18 protein-coding genes are annotated in these 24884 nt (G+C 43.6%); 13 read left to right on the top strand and 5 right to left on the bottom strand.

The genetic code is table 11. From position 1 onward, the window contains the following. Genes GKO22_RS16150 through GKO22_RS16140 form a run of 3 tightly spaced genes read left to right on the top strand, consistent with a single transcriptional unit; the run spans window position 1 to window position 4516 of the window. A complete protein-coding gene (locus GKO22_RS16150) occupies window positions 1-1842 on the top strand; it encodes a RagB/SusD family nutrient uptake outer membrane protein (protein ID WP_166336878.1) in 1842 nt (613 codons plus the stop codon). Between the two features lie 29 nt (window positions 1843-1871). Continuing rightward, a complete protein-coding gene (locus tag GKO22_RS16145) occupies window positions 1872-2552 on the top strand; it encodes a DUF3823 domain-containing protein (RefSeq protein ID WP_166336876.1) in 681 nt (226 codons plus the stop codon). A gap of 17 nt (window positions 2553-2569) precedes the next feature. Continuing rightward, on the top strand, window positions 2570-4516 hold the full coding sequence (locus tag GKO22_RS16140; RefSeq protein WP_166336874.1) for a glycoside hydrolase family 97 protein: 1947 nt from the start codon (window positions 2570-2572) through the stop codon (window positions 4514-4516). 173 nt (window positions 4517-4689) lie between these two features. On the opposite strand, the gene GKO22_RS16135 is transcribed toward GKO22_RS16140, so the two are convergent. Further along, entirely contained in the window at window positions 4690-5487 is a 798-nt protein-coding gene (locus GKO22_RS16135; protein ID WP_166336872.1) for a helix-turn-helix domain-containing protein, read from the bottom strand. Window positions 5488-6061: 574 nt separating this feature from the next. Here GKO22_RS16135 and GKO22_RS16130 point away from each other — a divergent pair. The 10 genes from GKO22_RS16130 to GKO22_RS16085 all read left to right on the top strand — a co-directional run bounded on the left by GKO22_RS16130 (window position 6062) and on the right by GKO22_RS16085 (window position 19874). Then, window positions 6062-8602 carry an ATP-binding protein gene (locus GKO22_RS16130; RefSeq protein ID WP_166336870.1) on the top strand — a complete coding sequence of 847 codons (2541 nt, stop codon included), beginning with the start codon at window positions 6062-6064 and terminating at the stop codon, window positions 8600-8602. 129 nt (window positions 8603-8731) lie between these two features. Next, window positions 8732-9289 (top strand): STM3941 family protein, encoded by a 558-nt coding sequence (locus GKO22_RS16125; protein WP_166336868.1) that lies wholly within the window; start codon window positions 8732-8734, stop codon window positions 9287-9289. Between the two features lie 98 nt (window positions 9290-9387). Beyond that, window positions 9388-10092, top strand: coding sequence for an SDR family oxidoreductase (locus GKO22_RS16120; RefSeq protein WP_166336866.1), 705 nt, complete (start codon window positions 9388-9390; stop codon window positions 10090-10092). Between the two features lie 181 nt (window positions 10093-10273). Continuing rightward, a complete protein-coding gene (locus tag GKO22_RS16115) occupies window positions 10274-10828 on the top strand; it encodes an RNA polymerase sigma factor (protein WP_166336864.1) in 555 nt (184 codons plus the stop codon). A 54-nt stretch (window positions 10829-10882) separates the two neighbouring features. Further along, on the top strand, window positions 10883-11884 hold the full coding sequence (locus tag GKO22_RS16110) for a FecR family protein (RefSeq protein ID WP_166336862.1): 1002 nt from the start codon (window positions 10883-10885) through the stop codon (window positions 11882-11884). 1 nt (window position 11885) lies between these two features. Next, window positions 11886-14897 (top strand): TonB-dependent receptor, encoded by a 3012-nt coding sequence (locus GKO22_RS16105; protein WP_166336860.1) that lies wholly within the window; start codon window positions 11886-11888, stop codon window positions 14895-14897. 51 nt (window positions 14898-14948) lie between these two features. After that, window positions 14949-16292, top strand: coding sequence for a DUF4876 domain-containing protein (locus GKO22_RS16100; RefSeq protein WP_166336858.1), 1344 nt, complete (start codon window positions 14949-14951; stop codon window positions 16290-16292). Window positions 16293-16296: 4 nt separating this feature from the next. Continuing rightward, window positions 16297-17838: a DUF6850 family outer membrane beta-barrel protein gene (locus GKO22_RS16095; RefSeq protein ID WP_166336856.1), complete on the top strand. Its 1542-nt coding sequence runs from the start codon at window positions 16297-16299 to the stop codon at window positions 17836-17838. An 11-nt stretch (window positions 17839-17849) separates the two neighbouring features. After that, complete coding sequence (locus tag GKO22_RS16090) at window positions 17850-19007, top strand: cytochrome-c peroxidase (RefSeq protein ID WP_166336854.1); 1158 nt, start codon at window positions 17850-17852, stop codon at window positions 19005-19007. Window positions 19008-19118: 111 nt separating this feature from the next. Next, window positions 19119-19874 (top strand): SDR family NAD(P)-dependent oxidoreductase, encoded by a 756-nt coding sequence (locus GKO22_RS16085; RefSeq protein ID WP_317165723.1) that lies wholly within the window; start codon window positions 19119-19121, stop codon window positions 19872-19874. Between the two features lie 91 nt (window positions 19875-19965). Here GKO22_RS16085 and GKO22_RS16080 read toward each other — a convergent pair whose 3' ends face one another. From GKO22_RS16080 to GKO22_RS16065, 4 genes are all read right to left on the bottom strand, one after another. Beyond that, window positions 19966-20658: an NUDIX hydrolase gene (locus tag GKO22_RS16080; protein ID WP_166336852.1), complete on the bottom strand. Its 693-nt coding sequence runs from the start codon at window positions 20656-20658 to the stop codon at window positions 19966-19968. Between the two features lie 67 nt (window positions 20659-20725). Continuing rightward, window positions 20726-22225 carry an L-arabinose isomerase gene (gene araA, locus GKO22_RS16075; RefSeq protein ID WP_166336850.1) on the bottom strand — a complete coding sequence of 500 codons (1500 nt, stop codon included), beginning with the start codon at window positions 22223-22225 and terminating at the stop codon, window positions 20726-20728. Window positions 22226-22284: 59 nt separating this feature from the next. Then, window positions 22285-22986, bottom strand: coding sequence for an L-ribulose-5-phosphate 4-epimerase (locus tag GKO22_RS16070; RefSeq protein WP_166336848.1), 702 nt, complete (start codon window positions 22984-22986; stop codon window positions 22285-22287). Between the two features lie 5 nt (window positions 22987-22991). After that, the gene (locus GKO22_RS16065; RefSeq protein ID WP_317165722.1) at window positions 22992-24659 is read right to left on the bottom strand and encodes a ribulokinase; all 1668 of its coding nucleotides are present in this window, start codon (window positions 24657-24659) and stop codon (window positions 22992-22994) included. Window positions 24660-24884 lie beyond the last annotated feature (225 nt).

Genomic DNA, 24884 nt, shown 5'->3' with positions numbered 1-24884 from the left:
ATGAAGACTAAATTGATTATATTTCTTGTAGCGGCAGCGCTATCGGCGAGTTCGTGTAAACATGATGAATGGTTTGATCGACCGTCAAAAAACCTCATTACTGATGAACAGCTTTGGAATGATCCCGTACTAATCACGTCGCTATTGGCGAATTATTACAATCGTCTGCCAACTATGCAAGGCGTATTTAATACCGGCGGTATGTCCGAAATAGACGACGCCATGTGGTCTGGCCACCGCGATCAAAACTGGCGCAATGATTTTCAATACGGTGACGATTACGGTCGGTACTGGGATTACGGATTGATCCGTGATATCAGTGTAGCACTAGAAGGCATAGAACAATTTGGTGGTAGTTTGACTGCCGCGCAGAAACAACTTTTTAATGCAGAGTTACGCTTTATTCGCGCATCAGTGTACTTCGAAATGGTGAAGCGCATGGGTGGAGTACCCTTGGTGACTACGCAATTGATCTACGATTTTAGTGGAAATCCGGAGCCTCTGCAAATGCCTAGAGCCAAGGAGCATGAGGTCTATGATTTCATTTTCAGCGAGACGGAAGCCATTAAGGATCATTTGGCAACGAATGCAAACAGCAGAACACGTGCAAATACCGTTACGGCGCTAGCTTTGCAAAGTCGTTCCATGCTATACGCAGCGTCTATCGCCAAATACAATAACTTGATGGGCGCGCCTATTAGCACGCCGGGCGGCGAAGTGGGTATTCCTGCGAGTATGGCCAGCGACTATTACCAAAAGTCTTTGACGGCATCTCGCGCAATTATGGCCAATTCAAATTATAGCTTGTTCAATGCCAATGCCAATAAAGGGGAGAATTTCTACACGATGTTGAATGCCAAAAATAATGCAGAGGTAATCTTTGCGAAGGACTTTCAAACAGGCGTAAAGGTACATGGTTTCACGTATGAGAATATCATAAAAGGATCTACCGAAGACAATGAATCCTCGTCTGCCTTGAGCCCTTCGTTGAGCTTTGTAGAAAGTTTTGATTATCTGGATGGCTCTGCCGGTACGATTCGCGATCGCGACCAGAATGGAAATTACATCGTGTACGCCAATCCTGCAGATATCTTTGCCAACAAAGATGGACGACTTTACGGTACAGTGATCTATGCGGGAACCACGTTTAAAGGACGGAATACCAGCATTCAAGCTGGTGTAGCCGTGTGGCAAGATGGTGGCTATGATCTACGTACGACATCACGATTAGGTGATAATTATGCGGCGGATGGCGGATTGTGGACGGGGTTTGATGGCCCTGCGGACAATCAACAGGATGTGAGTAATACCGGATTCTATTTGCGTAAGATGGTGAGTGATGCTTCAGGAGCGAGTGCGCGCGGTATCTCTGCCAGCAACTGGTGGCCTTGGTATCGCATGGGCGAAATCTATCTGAATGCCGCCGAAGCTGCTTTTGAATTGGGCGAAACAGGTGCTGCCACGACTTACATCAATACTTTACGTGAACGTGCGGGTTTCCCAGCTAATAGCATTTCCAATTTGACAATGGATATGATTCGCAAAGAACGTCGTGTCGAACTAGCATTTGAAGATCATCGCTATTTTGATTTGAAACGTTGGCGTATCGCTCACTTAGTATGGAATGGAGAAGAAACGGATCGCAATGCCGTGGTATATGGACTTTATCCGTATCGCGTGGTACGCCCAGGGCACCCTACGAATGGACAATACATTTACCAACGCATTCGTCCGACACGTTTCCGTCGCGCGCGTCTTTTCCGGATGGCCAACTATTATGCATCTATTGATCAAGGGGTGATTAACAACAATCCGAAGATTGTTCGAAATCCATTTAACTAATCAGTATTACGATCAGAAAAGATTTTATTATGAAATATTCAAGCATATATCTATCTATCTTAGCCCTCGCGACTCTTTTTTCGGTGGGCTGCGAATACGATAATTTTGAAGCACCAAAGTCTACTTTGTCGGGCACTATCATCTACGAAGGTAATCCCGTTAGTGTAAGAACGGATGGAACTAGACTGCAACTTTGGGAAGATGGCCATGAGCTACGCACTCCGATGGATGTGTTTATTGATCATGAAGGTCATTTTTCCGCGTCCTTATTTGATGGTACATACAAGTTGGTAACTAATGGCGATGCGCCATGGCTGCCACGGAATTTGGATACGGTTGAAGTCACGGTACGCGGGAATACGGTTGTCGATATTCCGGTAACTCCGTATTTTGTATTGGATAACGAATCCTTCACGGCGACCGGCACAACGCTGAATGCCCAGTTTTCCATCAGACGCGTGGTCCCAAATGCGAATGTGAGTCGAGTAGCACTTTATGTAGGTCACTCTATTCTGACGGATCAAGGGCGCTTTGAGCATCGCGTGGAGATGGATGCGGCTACTATTCAGGTAGGACAACCTTTGAGTATGAGCACGACCTTGCCCGCATCGCTGGCCAATCTAGATTATGTGTTTGTCCGCGTAGGCGTACTTTCCAATTTGTCAGGAGAATACTACTATTCGAATGTACAGCGAGTGAATTTACCTTAACTAATATATTTATGCCCATGAAACCTGTTTTTTGCAGTTTACTACTATCTCTAATTATTGCCTTTCCGGCGTTGGCTCAGGAGTGGGTCGTTCGTAGTCCGGATACGCGCTTAGCCGTTCATCTTCATTTGGATGCAGGAAAGCTGAGCTATTCCGTGTTCCTAGATCAGGAAATGATGTTGGATAAGTCGCCTCTAGGATTGACCGCTAAAACGCATGCGCTCGCAGAAAAGCTGAATTTCGTGCTAAAACACGAACGCGCTATTGATGAGCAATACAGCGAATCGCGATTCAAGAAAAGCCATATACGCTATCAGGCCAATGAATTAGTGTGTAGATGGGAGAACAGCGAAAAACAGGCTTTCGAAACGACCTTCCAAGTGAGCAATAATGATGTAGCTTTTCGCTATTTCATTCCGCAACAAGGCGAGCAAGCGAATATCGTGATGCAGCAGGAGCACAGTGGTTTTCAGTTTCCAGCGCGCACCACCACGTTCTTGACACCGCAGTCGCGACCAATGGTGGGTTGGAAAAAGACCAAACCGAGTTACGAAGAGGATTACACGGTAGATGCACCATTAGGTGCTGCATCCCAATATGGCGTTGGTTTTACCTTTCCGGCCTTGTTTAAAGTAGAAAATAAAGGATGGGTGTTGGTTTCGGAAACGGGTGTAGATGGCAACTATTGCGGCAGCAAACTCGGTGAGCCGACTGCTACCGGACTGTATGCTATTGCATTTCCTGAACCGGGTGAGAATAACGGTTTGGGCGCTGTGCAACCTGCATTTGCTTTGCCAGGATTTACGCCTTGGCGCACGCTAACGGTTGGGAAGACCTTGCAGCCCATCCTCGAGACCACTATCACGCAAGATGTGGTTGGTGCCAAATACAAAGCATCGAAAGATTATGTGTTTGGCCGTTCGACTTGGAGCTGGCTAGAGTGGCAAGATGAAAGTATCAACCTAGAAGACCAGAAGAAATTTGTAGACCTGTCGGCTGCGATGGGCTACGAGTTTTCGCTGGTAGACAATTGGTGGGACACCAATATTGGACGCGAGAAGATCGAAGAGTTGGCAGCCTACGCGCGTAAAAAAGAGGTGGATCTATTGCTTTGGTACAATTCCAACGGTTACTGGAACGACGCGCCGCAAGGACCTAAAAACAAGATGAACGAGGCGATTGCCCGTAAAAAGGAGATGGCATGGATGAAAGAAACGGGCATTAAAGGAATCAAAGTAGATTTCTTTGGTGGCGATAAGCAGGAAACCATGCAATTATACGAAGCGATCCTTTCTGATGCGAACGAATATGGTCTACTGGTCATCTTTCATGGTTGTACCCTGCCAAGAGGCTGGGAGCGTATGTACCCTAACTTTGTATCGAGCGAAGCCGTGTTGGCTTCCGAGAACCTTATTTTTACACAGCGCGCAAATGATATGGAAGCTTTCAATGCCACGCTGCATCCTTTCATTCGGAATAGCGTTGCGGCAATGGATTTTGGACCGGTTTTGTTGAACAAAAGACACAATCGCACAAATTCTGCTGGACAAACGCGGATTACTAGCGAAACTTTTCAAATCGCTACAGCCGTTGTTTTTCAAAGTGCCGTACAAAACTTTGGCATCACGCCCAATAACTTGACCGATGCGAGTAAAGGAGCAATCGATTTTATGAAATCAGTTCCTACAACCTGGGATGAAACGCTATTCTTAGATGGCTATCCGGGTAGATATGTGGTGCTAGCACGACGCAAGGGCGAGCAATGGTATATTGCTGGAATTAATGCAGAATCTACGACTAAAACGGTACAGGTCACTTTGCCTAAGTTGGCCAACGGCAAATTAGTCGAATACAAAGATGATGCTTCCGCACGTACCGTATTTTCTAAAGCAGAAAATCGCAAAAATCAAACCTATACGATGACGATCCCAACTCATGGTGGATCGGTATTGGTTGGAAATTAATTAGAAGTTTCTAGCCTTCGGCCAATGAGCCGAAGGCTTGCTAAAAAAAGGCTCAGCCCTTATACTTTTTCGAAGAAAAGTATAAGGGCTGAACTATGTAATCAAGGAATTTAGTGCCAGTGTTTCGTGCCGTTTTACGGTCGCACTAGCGCATGTAAGGCCTTGTATCCGGCTTACAAATAGGATGGTAGCATGGAGTGTGGGATATCAACCTGCTGTTTCTGTTGCATGATCAGGTATTTCTTCTTGTATTCGGATGGTTTCATACCAAACAGTTTTAAGAATTTAGCTCGGAAATACTTAATATCATTGAAACCAGCAGCAAAGGCTGCTTCGCTTACATTGTACTCAGTCTCTACCAATAATTGCGCTACCTTTTTTAGACGGACTAAGCGTATAAATTCATTTGCCGATTTGCCTGAAAGGGACTTTATCCGTCTGTAAAAATTGGAATGGCTCATAGAACTGGCCTCAGCGAGCATTTGCACATTGAATTTTGGATCATCCAAATGCTTTTCTACGATATGTGTGACTTTTTCGAGAAACTCATTTTTTTGTCCGTCACTTCTAGTTTCCACTTTCTGCAAGGGAATGTCTTCGGCCGGATGATCACTTTGTTGATTCTGTTGCTGTAGCAGACTCTGCACATGGGCAAGGAGTAAATCTTTATCAAATGGCTGCGCGAATAAACTATCTGCATCAACACGAAGTCCATTTAGCGCCATGTCTGGTGATGAACTAGCAATCAATAGAATCACGGGTGCGTGATTCCACATCATGTTTGAAGTAATTTTAGTAGATAATTCCAGTTCTGATGCTTCTCGCTTTGTTGCAGCACGGGTAGTAGCAATTGGTTGGATATCGGAAAGAAATCTTTCTGCATCTGGCTTACCCGACAGGGCAAATACCTGAAAGTCCTTCTCCAAAATTCTCGCTACATAGTTACGGATGTCCACGTTATCGTCTACCATAAACACTTTCTTTAACAGGTTTTCTTTATCAGCAGTATCACAATTTGTGGCAGATCATTGATGATGCAAACCACATAGGTTTATTATTAATTGTCTTATTGACAATAAATGTATGTCAAATTTGTTGGTTTCGCAAGAAATTAATTTCTAATTTTTAGCATTATTTTAGATTAAAAGTTTTTAAACAACTGATTATTAGCGAATAAAACGCTTTAGCATAAGCGGTGTGTCATGGTGGCTATTGAGATAATTATTATAAAAAAGAGCCTAAAATAGGTGGGAATTGCTTTGATACAGGCTAATATTGTAACAATGAATTGTTCGCATCCTACTAGGTTTTGAACTTTTTATGGTCAATATTTATCAGATCATTTCGGTTTGCGAAGTCGTGAAAACAGCGCTTGTTGGTCTATAAAAATGCAAGAATTTAGTAGAAAGTCTCTCATTACGGCAATTCCTACACATGAAAATGGTGGCGCTCTAGAGGTTTACAAATTTCACCTTGTCGCTACATCCATCTACGGCTGAGAATGTGTAGATTTGTTTAGCTTCCTTATTTCACAGAAGTGTTTCTATGCAAAAAAAAACCACTCAGGAGCATCAGCGTTTGGCTGCGCTTCGTGCTTACCATATTCTGGACACTGCCATTGAAGATGACTATGAAGAACTAACTGAGTTGGCGGCTGCGATCTGCGGAACGCCCATTGCACTGATTAGTTTGGTCGATGAAGAACGGCAATGGTTTAAGTCACATCGCGGATTGGATGTAACTGAAACTGAACGATCTCAATCATTTTGCGCACATGCCATATTAAATCCAACAGAATTAATGCAGGTGGAGAATGCGCGATTAGACCCCAGATTTCAAGATAATCCGCTCGTAACAGGCGATCCGCATATTTCATTTTATGCAGGCATGCCATTAGTCGACGACGAAGGCTTTGCACTGGGTTCTTTATGTGTAATCGATCGAAAACCTCGAAAATTAGATGAAACGCAAAAGAAAGCACTTAAGACCCTTTCTCAGCAAGTGATCAATAAATTGATACTGCGGAAAAAGTTTCGTGAGTTAGAAGCCGCTCACCGCGAGAATATAGAAGTGAGTCTAAAAAGCAAGGAGAGTGAGCATAATCTTCGAATGATCATCGAGCAGTCCCCTGCAGCTATTGTGGTTTTTCGTGGCGAGGAAATGATTGTTGATGCGATTAATGCTACCATGTTAGAGTTGCTAAATAAAGAAGCAGATATACAGGGACGCCCCATTCTAGAAGCGCTCCCTGAGTTAAAAGGGCAACCTGCTTACGATTTATTAAAAGACATTTACCTTACCGGCCAACCTGTGTCACGTTATGATACACCGGTAAGTCTGCATCGCAATGGCAAGCTGGAAATCGGTTATTTTAACTTTACATATGCTCCTTTGATGGAAAACGGTGAAGTGAAAGGTATTATCGATATGGCCGTGGAGGTGACCGATCAGGTATTAGCGCGTTTGGCAGTGGAAGAAAGTGCACACCAAATGCGGGAAATGGTTATGAATGCCGCTATGGGTATGTGTATCATTCGAGGACAAGATTTGGTGATCGAAATTGCAAATGATCCTATGTTGAAGATCTGGACGCGTACAGCCGAACAGGTGATTGGACGTCGATTAACCGATGTATTTCCCGAAGTGGTTGATCAGCCTTTTCCGGATCTGTTGCGTAATGTGCTAGATACGGGTGAAGAATTGGCTATACCCGAGTTAACTGCAGATATTGCCGAGATAGACGGTAAGATCAATCGTAAATTCATTGATTTTGCATACAAACCCTTGCGTAATTCAGAAGGTGAACCGGAGGCTATTATTGCTACCGTAACTGATATTACCGAAACGGTTAAATCACGCAAACTGCTGGAGCAAAGTCGCACTAAGCTCCAGGAAGCCAATGTAGAATTGGGTACAGTCAATGAGGAATATATCGCATTGAATGAAGAGTTGTTAGCTACGAACGAACATCTACGTCGTGCAGAGGAAAACCTAACACGGCTTAATAAAAAACTACAGGAGAAAGAGGAAAGTCTTCGATTGAGTGTAGAAGCTGCACGAATGGGTACGTACAACCTGAACATAGAGACGGGAATTATCGAAGTGAATAACTATTGTCGAGAATTGTTTGGTTTTTCCGATAATGTAGTTGTTAATGTAGATGATGGATTTGGAACACTGTTAGAAGACAAGCAAAGAATATGGGATGCCATGCAATACGCTATTGCTAACCATACCTTATTTGAGGAAGAATATCGGATCTTGCGCAAGGCAGATAATGCGGTACGTTGGTTGCGCGCAGTAGGCAAGGTGTCTGATCCAGCTACTTCTGGTTCAGATAAACATTTCTATGGTACTATATTAGATATTACCGAGCGCAAAGCGAGTGATCAACTCAAGGAAGATTTTATAGGAATTGTGAGTCATGAGATGCGTTCACCACTAACTGCTTTGAAGGGTTATATACAGATTTTGGAATGGAAGGCAAGAAAAGCGAACGATATTTTTACCAAAGATATTACAAAGAAAGCAGTCAGGCAGATAAATCGTATGACGACGTTGATTAATGGCTTTTTAGATGTAGCAAGAGTAAGCGAAGGTAAAATATATCTAAATAAGACCTACTTCGATCTGACCGACTTAATTAAAATAGCAGAAGAAGAGGCATTAGCTACAATCTCTAGTCATAAAATTATCTTTCATCCTGTTGAACGCACCATCGTGATGGCAGACCAAGATAAATTGGAACAAGTACTGCTTAACCTCATCAATAATGCCGCCAAGTACTCACCTAACAATAGCAGAATATATGTTTCGTGTACCAAACGTGATGCTTGGGTCAGAGTGAGCGTGAAGGATGATGGTATGGGTATTACTATGAAAGATCAAGTACATATATTTGAGCGTTTTTATCGCGTCATAGGTGCAAAGACGGAAAATATTTCCGGTTTTGGTATAGGATTGTATTTGTGCAAAGAGATTATCGATAGACATGCCGGACGCATAGGTGTAGAAAGCGTACCTGGAAAGGGCAGTACGTTTTGGTTTGAACTACCTGTAGCATCTCTTTCTGAAACTATTCATTAGTTTTCGTAAGTTCAATACAAGCCTTGTCAATTGTGTGTGATAAAAGCTTAGCACAGTTTATACAGAAATAATTGGCGAGTAGTGCGTCGAAGATGGCATCATTTGTGCCGTAAACGCAAAAACATCACCATGAAAACAACTGAATTATACGCGAAGAAAGGGAAAACAGTTAATCTATTACTTAGTTCTGGTGCTATATGCGTCTTGCTTTTGGGCATCGCAATCTACAGTTCAGGATGGATCGATCAGGAGCTTAAGATAAAACCGCTAGTCATTTCTTGTGCACTATTGCTGATTATGGGCGCATTATTGATTGGAAAATTACGAGATCTGAACGACAAGTCACCTCTAATAAGCCTAACACAGAAAAGTTTCGTGGGACGTACCGCTCCACTTACCAAAGCCTTTGGGGCAGGCGAGTGGGTCGACGTAAAAGATATTAATGTAGAAACATCAGGAGGTGATCGCTTGGTCGTGGTTACACTTGAGAATCACGAAAAATATACTAAACGACTATCCAAAATGCTCAAAAACATGGCAGTAGATAAAGAGCAGAACGAAATCAATATTATGTATTCGGCTTCCGAACTGGAGGAATCTCCAGAACAATTATTTGAACTATTTCAATCGTACTGGAAAGGGGCTGCCATGAACTCTGCACAACAAAACGAGTCATTATCAGTATAATCAAAGTATGGGCATAATATTACGCTAGTCTGAAAATACCCAACACGAAATGCCTTAATTTTACGCTATCAATAGATACACAAACACACCGTATACATATGCAAAATATAGAAAACAAAGTAGCTTACATTACCGGAGGTACCAAAGGTATTGGCTTTGGTATTGCCAAAGTGTTAGTCGAAAATGGCATTAAGGTAGCTATTTCCGGCCGGAAGTTAGAAGACGTCGAGAAAGCAAAAGCTACCTTAGGTAGTGACAACGTATTGGCTTTGCAATCTGACGTGACCAACTTTGACGACGAAGTAAAAGCAGTTGAAGCGATCGTGGCCAAGTTTGGAAAGCTGGACGTGGTGATTGCCAATGCGGGTGTCGGAAAGTTTGCGCCCATTGATGAGTTATCTTTGGAGGATTGGAACACCATGATCGATACCAATTTGACAGGAGTATTTCATACCTTGAAAGCAACTGTCGATCAATTGAAGCAACACAAAGGTTATTATATTTCTATCGCTTCTTTGGCTGGAACTAACTTTTTTGTCAACGGCGCTGGGTACAATGCTTCCAAGTTTGGTGTCGTAGGTTTTACGCAAGCCGCTATGCTGGATTTACGTAGCCACGATATCAAGTGTACGACGATTATGCCTGGTTCGGTAACATCACATTTCGCCGATCACACACCTAGTGACGAGGATGCGTGGAAAATCCAACCGTCTGATCTAGGAGAAATGGTGGTAGATTTATTGCAGATGAATCCTAATGTGTTGCCAAGCAAGATCGAGGTACGACCTACAAAAACAAAATAATTGCCATACAAAAATTGTCAATAGAACCGCAGGACGGTTTTACTATTTTCACGTAAAAGGGTGAATATCAAACGATATTCGCCCTTTTTATTGTCGCTCACTAGATAGGATATAAGTTAGAAAAATTCCATTAAGTAATTTAGAATAATTATAGATAATATATATCTTTGCTGCCATATCTATGAAAGATACGTGGTTAAACATCATTAAGGGCGATCGTGCGAGCTTCTTGAAGCTGTACGATACTATTTATACGCCATTGTTTCACTACGGGATGACGATCCGCCGGGATCGTGAATTGGTCAAAGAAAGCTTACATATCTTGTTTTGCGAATTGTGGGAACGACGCGAGCGCTTGCCGCAAACGAAAGTAGATCCCAAATTCTATTTGTTTACTTGGCTCAAGCGTATCATCATCCGTCAGGTAGAAATACCACACAGCCAAATCGAGGATTTATTGCACGAACCAGCCGAAGATTCGATCGAAGAGCAACGCATTGCTATCGAGCAGGTGATGGATATGCACGAGCGCTTACAACGCGCACTTGATAAGTTAACCAAAAAACAACGTCGGTATATTCAATGGCGTTTCTTCGAAGAGCGTTCATACGAAGAGATTGCCGAGCTCGATAATGCTTCTGTCAGAACGGTTTACAATGTAATTTATGAAGCTTTAAAACGCATGCGCGGCGATATAGCTATTCTTCAGGCTATTATTTTGATTTTTTCTAAATAAAAATAGGTAAAAGTCGTAGACTTTGCCCACTACTCCATATAGTAACTCAAATACATGCTAGATCGTACAGTAGAAAAGCTGATTTCAGATCACTCTTTTGTGAATTATTGTCTGTCGAAAAACGAGGAAGATAGCGCTTATTGGAACCAATGGCTCGCGCAACATCCCGAACAAATTGATGTAGCCGAGGAGGCACGCCGAATGGTATTGCTATTGGTGGATCGACCCACCGAAGAAGAATTCCAGATGGAAAGGGCGCGCTTGTTAAATCACATCATGGGGCGCGGGAAAACCGTAAAACCACGTGTTCGCCGTTTGTGGAAGCCAGCAGTAGCTGCTGCCACGCTATTGTTCATGGGCGTTATCAGTTATCAGGTATGGATGCATAGACAAGATAGTCATCTTGTAACCTCTAGTAACATCGAGTGGGTAGCACAACACGTGCCCGACAAAAAGATGATGCACGTCGCATTGGCCGATGGTACGTTGGTGAAGTTATTTCCCGGTTCGAATTTCTCTTATCCAGAAACATTTCTAGATAGTGTGCGTGAAGTGAGATTAGACGGAGGCGGATTTTTTGAGGTACAACACGATGAAGATATACCATTTGTCATTCATACAGCGGAATTGTCTGTCCGTGTGTTAGGCACCTCGTTCAACTTGCAAGCCTACGATACCGACAACCAAACGAAAGTTGCCTTATTCCATGGCAAAGTACTTATAGCACACAATGGACAAGAAAAATACCTGTCGCCCGGACAAGCATACGTATGGGATAAAAATACACAATCCGGACAGATTGAATCATTTGATGTAGCTCAGGAACGTCAAGTATCGGATGGACTATTGGTATTTGACCATGCTGGTTACGACGAAGTAGCACGTCAAATCACCCGAAAATATGGCGTGAAATGGAAAACCGATGTGCCCGTCAAGATACAGTTTTCAGGTACAATCGATCAGGAATCCCTTCAGGACGTATTGAATCATCTCACCTATACCACCGATTATCGCTTCACCTTGCAGCAGAACACTGTACATGTACAGCAGAATTAATATGAATCACTTTTACAAATTACTGTGCATACTGTGTTTGTGCACCAATCAGGTCAGCGCACAGCAACATATTGCTATCCAAGCAAATCAGATGTCTTTGCGCCAAGTTATTAAACGCGTGGAATCACAGGTTGCTTATACCTTTTTGTATGACGAACAACGGATCTCGCTGGATAAGCGGATTTCACTAGATGTGAATGGCAGCCTGAGTACGGTGTTGAAAGCGATCGAAAAAGCAGCATTTGTAGAATTGCAGGTATCTGGTAAGCATATTTTGATGAAACCTTCGCGCACTGGATTATTGTCGGGGCGCGTGATGGATGAGCAAGGAGCACCATTACAATCGGTATCCGTGTATCTGCCGGCGATGGATCAACGATTCATTACAGGTGAAAATGGTGAATTTCGTTTCCATTATCCGGCAACAAAAGCAAGAAATGAACTTTTGACGATCTCGCTGTTAGGAAGACAAGAACAGCGTTTGCAAGTCGATCTTTCGCCCGGGGAGCAGCGATTACCAGATGTTACTTTGCCGATATTGAGCATGGGACTGGAAGAGGTGTCTGTAGCACCAACAGCAGATTCGCGGTTAGAAAGTAACAGTTCGATCTACATCAACCGCGAAGTGATTTTGCAATCTGGCGCATTGAGTTTGAATGATTTATTAAATCTCGTGCCGGGCAAGAAGATCGAAGCACCTTCGTTACAGCGTGTGCAGCAAGCTAATCTTCGTACGGCTAACTATTCCACCAATTCTGCTGCTTCGCGAGATGCCTTCGCGCTAAACAATGCCTTTGGTGTTGCATTGATCATGGATGGTATCGCCATGTCTAATAATGCCAATATGCAAACTCGAAATGCAGGTATGACGGGAATGGAAAATGCCGGTGTGTTTGGCAATGCATCCGGACTGAAAGGAGGCACGAATGCTCCGGGCAATTATTCGGGAGATTATGCCTTCGGCGGATTGGATCTAAGACAAATTCCTACGGATAATATAGAAAGTATAGAAATCGTCGCTGGTATTGCTTCTGCGCGTTATGGTGATTTAACGGATGGTGCGATCATTATCAATCGGATGGCAGGAAGTTCCCCATTACATTTTCAAATGCAATTGCGTGATAATGCAACGGTTTACGGTTTGAACAAAGGTTTTCAAACCAAAAAGTTTGGTGGCTTCTCTTTTGGGGCTAATTTCACCCGCTCTTTCGAAGATAATCGCGACAAGCTAAAAGCCTATGATCGTTGGGGTGGGAATGCCATGTGGACGATCGCTGCTGGCCGCGAGCGCGCATTTACCAACACATTAACAGTTGATTATAATCGTAATCTGGATAATATCTTGCAAGATCCGGATGATCCTACCGGTACTTTTGTACGTTTTCGTACGTATAATTTTAGTGTGGCGAATCGATCCAATTACCGGATTGATCACGGATTCATCAGCAATATTGGACTCAATATGCGGTATGGCCAGTCGTATCAAAATACCTACAAAGAGCAATTAATGAATGGCACGTTTGTGATCTATTCGGATGCTACGGAAGTAGGTGTCGCTAAAGGAATTTACGGTCCGGGCACGTATACTTCGATTTCACATATTGAGGGAAAGCCGATTGATTTCAGTGCACGTTTGGATCTTACAGGTCGTTATTACACCGGCGATGTGTCGCATCAAGTTCAATTTGGTGCCAATTATAACTATTCTAAAAATAATGGTGCTGGGCAGATCGTCGATCCATCGCGTCCGAATAGTTTAGCTTCCGCGGCGACAGCGAGTAACCGTTCGGCGCGATATTATGATTACACCCAAATCCGGGCGCAACAGCAAATTGGCTTGTATGCAGAAGATGTCTTCCAAGTCGATGTAGCCGACCGACCACTGCATGTGCGAGCAGGTGCGCGAATGGACTTTTTTGAAAAATTTGTGACCGTATCACCGCGTGCCAACTTGCGCTATGAGCTAAACTCCAATTGGCGTATCGGCTTGGCTTATGGTTTCTCCAGCAAAGCACCGGCTTTGGCACAACTGTATCCCGGGCCAGTGTATTATGAGATTCCACTATTCCAATATACCGCGGTGACCGAAACTGGTGCCGTAGATGCAGCGAAGAGCCTTTATCTATTGCACGTGGACAAGTTTGTGCCCGACAATTCGACTTTAAAACCGAGCAAATCCCAGCAATTTGAATTGTCTGCAATGTATGCTTCTAAAGGCTATCGATTAGCGATCAACGTATACGAAAAACGTAACAATAATGGTATTGGTACCATGAGGGGTTTCGATCAGATCGAGTTGGATCGCTATGAGCGTAATCCAAATCCAACCGCAGAAATCCCTTATGTAATAAACGGCGTTGACGTCCGTCGACTCACCCGTCAAGAATTTAGAAACGGCAATAAGTCGTACAATCGTGGGATAGAAGTATTATTATCAACACCAAAATGGGAAACAATCCAAACCGTTTTTAATATACGTGGCGGATTCACCCATACGGAAGCTCGGTCATTGCAAAACTTACAGGATTTTACTAATCCGGGCACTGACGTCGGCTATGCTGTTACGGGTGTGTATCCAGCTCGACTTCGTGCGACCATGTCTAGCAATGCGGCTCTGACCACCAGTACACATATTCCAAAAGCCAAGTTGCTCGTGAATTTTACGGCAGAGTTTAATATTCTTAATAGCACCAAGACATTAGCTAGTGATGGTATCCCGGTGGGTTATTACACAGAAAATGGGGATTACATCGTTATTAGAAATTTTGATCCTGAAAATGTACAATATCGCCACCTATTACAGACACAACAATTATTGAACAACCAGAATCAACCCGGTTTATACAGCAATTTTCATTTAAATCTATCCAAAGAAATCACCGAACGGCTTACCGTTTCCTTTAATGTATACAATGTATTCAACTATCGACCACAATACTTACGGTCTGATAATACATTGATTATCCCCAATAGTAAACCTACTTATGGTGCGCAATTGCGACTGCGTCTATAGTCGCCTTCCAAATCATTATTCTATTACACCAACAGTATTATTCCAAAACAAATGAAACAATCTATCCAACTCGTCTTAATCTGCTTTGCTCTATTGAGCGTCGTAGCCTGTAAAAAAGATGTAGCACCCGAAAATCAATCGGTTAGTATCGAAGTCAATGCCGCATTTGGCGAAAGCGATTATTCTGATAAGTTAAAAAAAGATGGTATTACCATTCAAGTGTTTGACATCTCCGGCAAGGAAGTCTTCAAAGGCGACACAGATGCGCAAGGGCGTGTGAGCATACCAAATCTAGCACCAGGCCGCTATGGTATTCAGGGAACTAAAACATATCCCGTCAATGATTTCAATGCCGCTTCTGGGTTAAGTGAAGAGTTTGATGTCGTCTTTACCAGTGCGATCGAGACAGAAGACATCAACCTAAATTCTGAAAAATCATTTTCGGTAGAGTTGCGTAATGGAACGTACAACGCATTGGTGATTAAGCAAATTTATTATGCTGGTTCTGATGCCAACAAAGGCGCTAACTTCCGCGATCACTTTATCGAAGTGTATAACAACTCCGAAGAGATACAATATGCGGATGGTTTGTACATTGCCGAAGCACAAGGAGCCAACTCAGCTAGTACCACATATGCTTATCAAGCACGCAGTGGTCAGTACGATTGGTCACGTTCTTACGGTATGCCGACGAATATCAATGCTAATGCTGATTATGTGTATGCGCGTACGATCTTGCAATTGCCGGGCAACGGTAGTCAATATCCTATTCGTGCTGGCGAAAGCATTGTTATTGCCGCTACGGCAGTAAATCACAAACAGCCATATCAGGGTACAGATGGCGTCGGTATTTCTATTCAGGATCCGGAATTGACAGTAGATCTTAGTCAGGCAGATTTCGAAGCGTACTATACACCGTATGTAGATCGCGGTCGTCCGATTGCCTCTGATGTGGATAATCCAAATGTTCCAAATGTCATTGTACACCGCAGAGCAGGAAATGCGACGGATTTAATTTTAAGTTCCAATGGTCAGCATAGTTTTATCATTTTCCGTGATCAAAATATGGGAGAGGTAGAATCATGGAAGAGCTATGATGCACCTTATGCAGATGGGCGCGAACGTACGGATGGCGAGTTTGTACAAATACCCGTTGCTAATATCATCGATGCGGTAGAGATACAATCATCATCTACCACCACAAGGTATCCTAAGAAATTCACGGCACAGAGTGATGCGGGTTGGATAGCGGTAACAGGCGGTGCCCGTTCTTCCAATTCGGTGATCCGCAAAACAAAAGAAACGATCAACGGCCGCCGTGTATTGATGGATACCAATAACTCAACGGCAGATTTTGTCACTATCAAAGCTAATCCACGCGGATTTGCTAACTAATACCATGCAGCATACCAATAAATATATTTTATGGGTTTGTTTTACTTTCTTGTGTCAGATTACGCTGGCGCAAGAAAGTAATACGCTGGATACCATTCAGCGGCAAATCCGTTATTTTGCTATTGACAATCCGATGTGGTTACACGAATCGGTTGAAAATAGATATACGCTCCTGCATGCTCAATATGGCGGTACGCATGGCGAATATCGATTGGCACAAGATGCGGGAAAGTCGCGTAGCACCCATGTGAATTCCGAAGGAAGTATTACCTTGAAAGATGTGCGTTTGTGGGGACGATTTTCCTACAATCGTATACTCGAAGATAGTACACGTTTTGGTCATCAGACGCGTCAAAATCCTTCCGCGCCGTTTTATTTCGCATCGTATGGGAATAATCATTATGTACGTACCAACTATACCATACAGGCGCGAGGCCAACGCTATTTTGATAAATGGTCGGTCTTTGGTGGACTCGATTATCGCATTGGCGATCACTTCAGTAATAATGATCCGCGTGGCAGCATCGATGTGATACAGGTGGATGGAAAAATCGGTCTGAGTCGCAAATTGGGCGCAGACCTTGAAATAGGTTTGGAAGCACAATATGGGTACGGGCAGGAGAGCTTTGAAGTCGCCTTCAAAAATGAAAATTACGTGTTGAGCCCAGCTGTGACGCGCTATCTCAACTACGCGGTGATTGGCTACGGTTGGCAGACCAATGATTGGTTGTTAGCACGTGGGATTCATTATCAGAATGATATGAAACGCTACGGTTCTCAGGCATATCTTTCTTATAATACCGAAATAGGGAAGTTCTATGCCACGGCACATTACAAACAGGAGCAGCAGGTGTACCAGCAAGTATTGCGTAATGAGTCGCGGAACAATGTGCTGAATGAATATACCGTAGATGATATCGGTGGCGAATTGCTCTGGCAATTGAAGCGCGATCGACGCGCGTATTTGGTGCAACTGAGTTCGAACATGCGAAGTGGTAAAGATAAGGTGGTATTTCAAGCAAACGGCATTAACAATTTGCTTTACCAATATGACACGCACAGTGCCAAGCTAGCGCATACGTATTACGCTCGAAAATGGCAATTTCATTTCGAAGGATTTGCTGGTATGACGTCAGAAACGAGACAGGATGGCGGTAGTGGTACTTTGTTAAATTACTCGCGATTAGATGGTTCGCTTTCTGCTATGGCCACTTATATTACACCGAAAGATCAACAGGTGCATCTCAGTATTATGGGGTTAGCAGGTAAGCCATTGACCGTGAATTGGTCGGTGCCCGAAATCAACGAAAACATGTTTCACCGATACGTGTACTTTCACGACGTCGCGTATTATCAAGCGAATACGCAGGGGGCACGTGTAGAACTTGGCTTTCGCCAACCCTTGAAGCGTAAAGATTTCGTACGTGTCTTAGCTAGTTTGCAAACGATGTCGGCAAGCAATATGCCTGATCTAGGCAGACAAGCGGCCACATTACCTGGTATAAAAAGAAACCATTTTGCCCTTAGCTTGGCTTACGGATTTTAATTTTTATTGTGATGTGGCGTTTGAATAAACACTTTATCGTCGTTTTTTTGATGTTGTCGCTGGCACCAGTTGCGGTGTTGCTTTCTAGTTTTTTCTCTGAACCAGAATATACCTTAGCCCAATTACGCGAGCTGTATAGTAGTGGAGAGGCTAACAAATGGCCTTTGCCGAGTATTGATGAAAGCGTGAAGCAAAATTTCAAAGATATTGGCGTATTGGGCAAAGTAAGCTATCCGGTTGACAATCCATTCACAGAGGCCAAGTCCGAATTAGGCAAACTCTTGTTCTTTGATCGGAGATTATCGGCTTCAAAGCAGATTTCCTGCGCGAGCTGCCACGATCCACAGCTGGGATTTGGCGATGGCAAAAGTTTGGCGCACGGCCACGATCGGGAAGTCGGCAAACGCAACGCCATGACTTTATACAATGTCGGTCATTATACTTCTTGGATGTGGGATGGGCGAGCGCCTTCTTTAGAAGAGCAAGTATTGATGCCGATTCAGGATCATGTCGAGATGAATATCCGTCTAGATTCTCTGCTGCAGCATATTAATGCGGTAAAAGGATATCGTACTTATTTTTCAGCAGCATATGGCGACGAACAGGTGAGCATTATACGAGTACAACAAGCATTAGCGACTTATCTGCGTACCATCAATAGTTATCCAACTAAATTTGATCGTTTCATTGCCGGTTCAAAGGATGCGCTCAACGATCAGGAATTGATGGGTTTGCATTTGTTTCGTACCAAAGCCCGGTGTATCAATTGCCATAATACACCGCTATTTTCAGATAATCAATTTCATAATGATGGGCAGGCACTATATGGTACACGGCAGGAAGATCTTGGTCATTATCATATGTCGGGCAAACAAGAACATGTGGGCGCATTTCGCACACCTTCGCTACGCAATGTGGCACTAACAGGTCCTTGGATGCATCATGGCAATTTCCCAACATTACGCGATGTAGTAGAGTTATATAATCTAGGCAACCCTGCACCGATACAGCGTCGGGTAGTGGTCGATGAAAATCTGCGCCCAATACCTTCGCCCTTATTAAAAAAACTAGATCTCTCTCGTGAAGAAGTGGATGCGGTGGTGGCTTTTATGCAGGCGTTGAGTGCTTCGGTGCAACGACGAATAAACACACCCGAGTTGCCAAACTAGGTGCGCTTTCGAGCCCAGAGATGCAATTGCTTGATTCATGTCATATCTTGCCTATCAATTGGCTTACTATTTGAGATTGCTTAAATTTAATAGGAAAATTTAAAACATAGTATGATGTCAAGATTAGAGAATAAAGTAGCTATTGTGACGGGAGCAGGTTCAGGAATTGGACAAGCTATTGCAGAACTTTTTGCTTCCAATGGAGCAAAAGTAGTGGTTTCAGATATTAGTGTAGAAAATGGTAAAGCGGCGGTGGATAAAATCAATGCAGCAGGTGGTGATGCGATCTTTGTAAAGGCAGATTCGTCTAGCGCTGAGGATAATAAAAATTTGGTGGCCACCACGGTGGAACACTATGGCAGATTGGATATTGCTTGCAACAATGCAGGTATTGGCGGCCCCGCGCAGCCGACTGGTGAGTATGATATCGACGCTTGGGATAAAGTCATCCGTGTAAATTTGAATGGCGTATTCTACGGATGTCGTTATCAACTGGAACAAATGGGCAAAAATGGGGGCGGCAATATTGTGAATATTGCATCGATCCATGGTACCGTAGCTGCACCATTGAGTAGCGCATACACCGCTACAAAACATGCCGTAGTTGGTCTGACAAAGAATATTGCGGCGGAATATGCGACCAAAAATATCCGCTGTAACACAGTTGGACCAGGCTATGTATTGACGCCATTATTAGAAAATAATTTGACGCAAGAAATGCAAGATGGTATTGCCGCTAAGGCACCGATGAATAGACTGGGAACGCCAGATGAAATTGCTAAACTCGTGCTGTTCTTAAGTTCGGACGACGCTTCTTTCGTAACTGGTGCGTACTACATCGCAGATGGCGGTTACACGGTCGTGTAAGTGATTTTTTATACATAACAAAGCGAAAGCCGATCTCTGAGGATCGGCTTTCGCTTTGTTATTAACTTTATGATCTCTCTCAACTAAAAAGCTACAACTGTGTGATGAAATTTAGAAAAGAAGAAACTTTCTCCTTGTACATATCTCTGTTCAGCACATAATAATGTGCTCCACGTTTAGAACCATCCTTATCCTTATCAGACTGTTTGACGAGCAAACCAGTTGATCGTAGTTTGCGCATAAAGTTAGGTCTGTCCAATTCCACATTATACACCTGCTCAAACAGCGAAGCAATCTGTGGAATAGTAAATCGTTCCGGCAGCAACTCAAACAAGATAGGATGCAAAGCCGCTTTGTAGCGCAAATGCTCTTTAGCAGCTTTGACCATCTCATCGTGGTCAAATATCAAATCCGGTATGCGATCCAAAGCAACCCATTCCGCTTTATAATCTTTGCTCAACTGATTTTCGTATTTGCCAATATCAATCAACGCATAATAGGCAACGCTGACGGTACGGGCGAGGGGATCGCGCCCAGGCTCGCCAAATACTTGATATTGCTCCATGTAGATATCTTTCAACCCGGTCAAGTGCGTCAAAATACGTGATGCTGCATCATTGGTATTCTCGTTTTCTTGTACGAAGCCGCCCATCAGACTCCATTTTCCTTTCTCCGGCATCATCCCGCGTTCTATAATCAATAGCTTTAGGGATCGGCCATCAAAACCGAAAATAATACAGTCCACTGCCAGCAGCAACCGAGAATGTTCCTTATATGCACTCATACAATTTCATAATTTGACAGCAAATGTGCTTAGAAAATCAGACGCCCGCAAATAAATGACTGATTTTCTACTTTTTCAGCTTGTATGCCAGTTCGCCCCAAAGCAACTCTTTCTCGAAAGATTTCAAGTTCGTGTCCTCATCGATGATCACACATTCGATATTGGCAATCTTGGCAAAATCATGGAAATATTCAGAAGTTAGATTTTGGCTATACACCGTATGATGTGCTCCTCCGGCATAAATCCACGCTGAACAACCTGTTTTCATATCCGGTTTTGGTTCCCACAATACACGTGCAACCGGCAATTTAGGAAGATCATTTTCAAACTCTTTTGCTTCGACCGTATTTACGACCAAGCGAAAGCGATCGCCCATATCGACCAAGCTCGCGTTTAATGCATCACCGCCTTTTGCGTTGAACACCAAACGAGCTGGATCTTCTTTGCCACCAATACCTAGTGGATGTACTTCCAAGCTTGGCTTATCGGCCGCTAAAACAGGATCTACTTCCAGCATATGCGCCCCTAAAACCATCGAATTATTAGGATCTAAATGATACGTATAATCTTCCATAAAAGCACTTCCGCCTGCCATACCAGAAGACATTACTTTGGCCGCACGCACCAATGCCGCAGTTTTCCAATCTCCTTCACCGGCGTAGCCAAATCCAGCCTCCATCAGACGCTGTGTCGCAATACCCGGTAGTTGTTTCATGCCGTGCAAATCTTCAAATGTATTGGAGAAGCCTTTGAAATCGCCTTCTTCTAAAAATTGCTGCAATCCGATTTCGATCTGTGCGGCATCGCGCACGTTTGCATAATGGGCACCGCCTTTTTTCACATCGGCAGCCATCGTGTAGTTACTTTCGTATTCTGCAAGCAGTTCATCAATTTGGGCATCGCTTACGGCATTGATTTTTGCCACCAAATCTCCCACAGCATACGTGTTTACCGAGAAGCCAAACTGCGATTCAGCAGCTACTTTGTCGCCATCGGTTACGGCTACAAAACGCATATTATCTCCAAAACGTGCGAATTTCGCTCCTTGCCAATCATTCCAGGCGGATGCTGCGCGCGACCAAACATTGATCTGATGAATCACTTCTTCGTCTTTCCAATAGCCCGTCACCACTTTGCGAGAGATGCCTAATTTGGATACAATATGTCCAAATTCACGATCTCCGTGCGCACTTTGATTCAGATTCATAAAATCCATATCAATCGTAGACCAAGGAATATCGCGATTGTATTGTGTATGCAGATGCAATAAAGGTTTGTTCAAAATCTTCAGTCCACGGATCCACATTTTCGCTGGTGAAAAGGTGTGCATCCAAGCAATAATACCCACACAATTGTCGGCATAGTTTGCTGCCGCAATGGTCTCGTAAATTTCTTCTGATGATTTGACTATCGGCTTGAATACCACCCGTACTGGAATCTGCTCCGTCTCATCCAAGTGTTTGGCGATTTCTTCCGCATGAGCTGCCGCCAGCTTCAACGTTTCTTCTCCGTATAGACTCTGGCTTCCAGTCACAAACCATACTTCCAGTTCATTTAAGTTAATCATATATCGTATTTATATTTATAAGGTTAAGTTTAATCTCACATCTTACTACTAACATCTCCCTACTGCCCATAATAGGAGCCGGCACCATGTTTACGTTCATAATGTTTTTTGATGAGTGCATCTTTCATGCGCGCAGCATTAGGTTGTATTTGCTCGGTGAATAGCGCCATTTTTGCCACATACTCCAGCACAGCGCTATTATATACCGCTTTGTCACCCGTTTTTCCCCAAGTAAAAGGAGCGTGATTGGCCACCAGAATCATTTCCACTTCTTCGTAATCCAAACCTTGTTGTTCAAAGTGATTCAAGATCTGAAAGCCCGTTTCGTATTCGTAATTGCCAGCGATCATCGCATCCTCCATCGGTGGAGCACAGGGAATATCTGAGGTGAGGTGATCCGCATGCGTCGTTCCATACAATGGAATATCACGTTGGCTTTGCGCCCAAGCTGTTGCATATTGCGAATGCGTGTGTACGATGCCACCAATCTTTGGCCAGTGCTTGTACAACACTGCGTGCGTTTTGGTGTCGGATGATGGTCGTAAATCTCCCGATATAGTATTTCCATCAAAATCGACAATCACCATGTCATCTGCTCGCAATTGAGGATAATCTACACCACTAGGTTTGATCGCAAAAACACCTTGATCGTGATCCGCCACGCTAGCATTTCCAAAGGTGAAAAGTACTAAGCCCAATTCCGGCAATCGCATATTGGCGGCGTAGGCTTCTTCTTTGATACGCTTGTATTGTGTACTCATATCGTTTAGTTTTTGATAAGACGTTGCTCGGTGAAATTACCAAGCGCAATATATTGTGCATAGCGATTGGCATATACATCGGCACGCGAAGGATCTGGTGTATATTCTTTATCAAATCCTTGTCCCATTTGCTGCATCGCATCTTCCACACGTGGAAATACGCCTGCCACTGTCGCTGCGAACATCGCCGCACCAATAGCACAGGTCTGTTCGGATTGATGTACGCGGATCGGCATGCCGATTACGTCGGCCATCATTTGCATGATGAAAGGAGATTTGCGTGGAATACCACCCAACGCGATAATACCTTTTACAGGAATACCTTGATCCACGAATCGGTCGACGATGCGCTTCGCGCCAAAAGCCGTGGCTTCTACCAAAGCTCTGAAAATGTGTGGCGCATCAGATGCGAGATCCAAGTGTGCAAAAGCACCTTGTAAGGCTTGATTAGCATCTGGCGTTCTGCGGCCATTGAACCAGTCCAGCGCCAATTCATCTTCAATGGTGGGAACGATCTGAGCGGCTTTTTCACTGAGCGAAGTCAATATTTGATTTTCCAATCCATCGATCTGCTCCGCAGTGAGTAAGCCACTATCTGCACCGATATGCTTTAAAGGCCAAGCCAGTAATTTCTTAAACCAAGCATAGGCATCTCCAAAGGCAGATTGACCTGCTTCTAAGCCGATCATTCCTGGAATTACTGAGCCATCCACTTGCCCACAAATTCCTTGGATCAATTTGTCGGTCATCTCTTGTTTTGGAGCAACCAAAATATCGCAAGTAGATGTGCCAATGATTTTGCTCAAATAATAAGGCTCAATTTGTCCGCCTACGGCACCCATATGGCAATCGAAAGCGCCAATACCAACAAATACATCCGTTGATAGCCCCAATTTCGCTGCCCAATCGGCACACAATTTCCCTGCTGCTTGATTGGCGGTATATGTCTCCGCTGGTAATTTTTTCGTAAATCCATCTAATAGTGGATCTAGTGAAGAGAAAAACTCATTCGGTGGGAATCCACCAAATTCTGCTGCCCACAGTGACTTATGTCCAGCCGAGCATACGCCGCGCTTGATATCGGTTACCTGATTGCCACCGCATAATAAAAATGGAATCCAGTCACAATGCTCTACCCACGATTGCGTAGCATTGCGTACTTGACTATCTTTACGGAAGATGTGTAGCAGTTTGGACCAAAACCATTCCGAGGAATAAATTCCACCCACATATTGTAAGTAATCTATATCAAATTTTTTTGCATGTTCGTTGATGGCAGCAGCTTCCTGAAGGGAAGTATGATCTTTCCATAATACAAACATGGCGTTTGGATTGTCCGCAAATTCGGGCAACAAAGCCAGTGGCGTTCCCGCACGATCTACGGCGACAGGAGTAGAGCCGGTCGTATCTACAGAAATTCCTACAACTTGACTTGCGATTTCGGCACCACTTTGCTGCACACATTGACTAATTACCGATTCCAGTCCTTCCATATAATCTAAAGGATGTTGTCTGAACTGACTTTTCTTGGCGTCGCAGTACAATCCTTGTTTCCAGCGTGGGTATTCAAAGACCGCTGTGGCGATTTCGCTGCCATCATTTGTATTGGCTAGTACGGCGCGAACAGAGTCGGTACCAAAGTCGACTCCAATAACATATTTTGTAAGCATCATAATTCGATTTGTTCAAATATTAGAAAATATTGTCAAACTGACAATTAAAAGCAAGTTATTTTTTTGTGCTGCTCATTTATTGGCGATCTGCTTTGGTAGGCAACACCTTTGTGAAATGCTTCTGGAGACAAATTAAGGGGTGTTTCTATGTTAAATTATCATTAAATAGAGAATTTATTTCGTATAGCGTGTTGTGGTATTGCTTTTTATATGAAGCAATAATGC

Source organism: Sphingobacterium chungjuense (assembly GCF_011316935.1).
In the GTDB taxonomy this organism is placed as follows: domain Bacteria; phylum Bacteroidota; class Bacteroidia; order Sphingobacteriales; family Sphingobacteriaceae; genus Sphingobacterium; species Sphingobacterium chungjuense.
The sequence above is the reverse complement of the archived record's forward strand: the minus strand, read 5'-3'. Positions and strand labels throughout refer to the sequence as shown.

Excerpts from the sequence above, each read along its gene's own strand:
- GKO22_RS16130 (WP_166336870.1), top strand. The coding sequence starts at position 6,062 with ATGCAAAAAAAAACCACTCAGGAGCATCAGCGTTTGGCTGCGCTTCGT.
- araA (WP_166336850.1), bottom strand. The coding sequence starts at position 22,225 with ATGATTAACTTAAATGAACTGGAAGTATGGTTTGTGACTGGAAGCCAG.
- GKO22_RS16065 (WP_317165722.1), bottom strand. The coding sequence starts at position 24,659 with ATGATGCTTACAAAATATGTTATTGGAGTCGACTTTGGTACCGACTCT.
- GKO22_RS16120 (WP_166336866.1), top strand. The coding sequence starts at position 9,388 with ATGCAAAATATAGAAAACAAAGTAGCTTACATTACCGGAGGTACCAAA.
- GKO22_RS16095 (WP_166336856.1), top strand. The coding sequence starts at position 16,297 with ATGCAGCATACCAATAAATATATTTTATGGGTTTGTTTTACTTTCTTG.
- GKO22_RS16145 (WP_166336876.1), top strand. The coding sequence starts at position 1,872 with ATGAAATATTCAAGCATATATCTATCTATCTTAGCCCTCGCGACTCTT.
- GKO22_RS16080 (WP_166336852.1), bottom strand. The coding sequence starts at position 20,658 with ATGAGTGCATATAAGGAACATTCTCGGTTGCTGCTGGCAGTGGACTGT.
- GKO22_RS16110 (WP_166336862.1), top strand. The coding sequence starts at position 10,883 with ATGCTAGATCGTACAGTAGAAAAGCTGATTTCAGATCACTCTTTTGTG.
- GKO22_RS16085 (WP_317165723.1), top strand. The coding sequence starts at position 19,119 with ATGATGTCAAGATTAGAGAATAAAGTAGCTATTGTGACGGGAGCAGGT.
- GKO22_RS16070 (WP_166336848.1), bottom strand. The coding sequence starts at position 22,986 with ATGAGTACACAATACAAGCGTATCAAAGAAGAAGCCTACGCCGCCAAT.
- GKO22_RS16115 (WP_166336864.1), top strand. The coding sequence starts at position 10,274 with ATGAAAGATACGTGGTTAAACATCATTAAGGGCGATCGTGCGAGCTTC.
- GKO22_RS16135 (WP_166336872.1), bottom strand. The coding sequence starts at position 5,487 with ATGGTAGACGATAACGTGGACATCCGTAACTATGTAGCGAGAATTTTG.
- GKO22_RS16125 (WP_166336868.1), top strand. The coding sequence starts at position 8,732 with ATGAAAACAACTGAATTATACGCGAAGAAAGGGAAAACAGTTAATCTA.
- GKO22_RS16090 (WP_166336854.1), top strand. The coding sequence starts at position 17,850 with ATGTGGCGTTTGAATAAACACTTTATCGTCGTTTTTTTGATGTTGTCG.
- GKO22_RS16100 (WP_166336858.1), top strand. The coding sequence starts at position 14,949 with ATGAAACAATCTATCCAACTCGTCTTAATCTGCTTTGCTCTATTGAGC.
- GKO22_RS16105 (WP_166336860.1), top strand. The coding sequence starts at position 11,886 with ATGAATCACTTTTACAAATTACTGTGCATACTGTGTTTGTGCACCAAT.
- GKO22_RS16140 (WP_166336874.1), top strand. The coding sequence starts at position 2,570 with ATGAAACCTGTTTTTTGCAGTTTACTACTATCTCTAATTATTGCCTTT.
- GKO22_RS16150 (WP_166336878.1), top strand. The coding sequence starts at position 1 with ATGAAGACTAAATTGATTATATTTCTTGTAGCGGCAGCGCTATCGGCG.